This window comes from Desulfosarcina sp. (assembly GCF_041551955.1).
Lineage (GTDB): Bacteria > Desulfobacterota > Desulfobacteria > Desulfobacterales > Desulfosarcinaceae > Desulfosarcina.
This window is the reverse complement of sequence record NZ_JBFELV010000629.1, coordinates 1-1,522: the sequence shown is the minus strand read 5'-3', so window position 1 is coordinate 1,522 and position 1,522 is coordinate 1. Positions and strand designations below refer to the sequence as shown.

Here is a 1,522-nt window from a genome sequence, read left to right as displayed (position 1 = left end):
CCATGAGGCGCTTGACCAGGGTGCGGGGTTCGGCGGCACCGGTACCCAGGAAAATGTTCATTCCCGGTTCGATGCGGGCCAGAGCCTGATCAGGCGTTGCCCGTTTTTGGTGCCAGTCGGCGGTCGGTGAGACGGTCATATTTTCTCCCAAGGGTACGGACAACGGCAAGCTGATTTCTATCTGCTTCCAGATGTGAAAAAAGGGTTCGAGGATTCCAGGGTTCAAGGGGTCGAGGGGGTGGTTGGCTTGCGATTTTATCGAGACGGTTGGCTTTCCTTAAATACCGGAACCTTCCGGCCTCGGACCCGTGTAACTGTTGGGCCTTTCACTTGACCCCTCGAATCCCCGACCCCTTGAATCCTTTAAAATAAACCATCAACGTCGAGAAAACAATCGACGTTGGAAGGATCGGGTGTTATGAGACCTCCTGTGGGCTGTTTGCCGTCAACGAATCAGTCATAAGAGGAAAACATCGTCATGAAATACGATTTCGACCGGGAGATCAACCGCAAAGACACCCAATCCGCCAAATGGGGCGTCATCCAGGATCCCGACAACCCGTCGCTCTGGCATGCCACCGACGACTATTATGGTGAAGAACGGGTCCTGCCCCTGTGGGTGGCGGACATGGATTTTCCTGCTCCTCAGCCAGTGGTGGATGCCTTGGTCCGGCGCGCGCAACACGGCATATACGGCTACACGATCCGGACGGAAGACCACGACCGGGCAGTTGTGGATTGGATGAAACGACGCCATGGCTGGACGATCGAACCGGGCTGGATCGTCTCCACGCCCGGGGTGGTTCCGGCGGTCAATTTCCTTGTGCGGTCGTTCACCCAACCCGGTGAGAAGGTGCTGGTTCAGCGGCCGGTCTACTATCCTTTCTTCAATGCCATTGAGAACAACGGCGGCGAGATTGTTTCCAGCAGCCTGATCCTCGATCGGAACCGCTACGCGATGGATTTCGTGGACTTCGAAAAAAAGGCGGCCGATCCGGCGACCACACTCTACATCCTGTGCAGCCCGCACAACCCGGTGGGCCGGGTGTGGACCCCTGAAGAGCTGATGCGTGTCGGGGAGATCTGCCTGAAGCACCGTGTGCTGGTGGTTGCCGACGAGATCCACGCCGACCTGATTTTCAGGGGCGTCACTTTCACGCCCTTTGCCGCCATCAGCCAAGCGATGGCCTACAATACGGTGGTCTGCACGGCTCCGAGTAAAACTTTCAACCTGGCCGGCCTGCACACCTCCAACATCATCATCCCCAACGACGGTTTGAGACGCCGCTTCCAGCAGACCCTCAACAGCTGCGGCATGAGCAAGTGGGCGTCTCCCTTCGGCGTGCTGGCCTGCGAGACCGCCTACCGGGAAGGCGAACCTTGGCTGGTGCAGGTGATGGCCTATATCGAAGACAACCTGGACTATCTGCAGGAATTCATCGACAAGCATGTCCCGGGCATCCGGGTCATTCGGCCCGAGGGGACCTACCTGGTGTGGCTGGACTGCCGGGGGCTGGGGCTG

1 protein-coding gene is annotated in these 1,522 nt (G+C 58.3%); it reads left to right on the top strand.

Going from position 1 to position 1,522, the window contains the following annotated elements; translation table 11 throughout:
* Nucleotides 1-478: 478 nt before the first annotated feature.
* Nucleotides 479-1,522: MalY/PatB family protein (locus ABYV26_RS25030; protein WP_372684063.1), on the top strand; the 1,044-nt coding region annotated here is incomplete at its 3' end.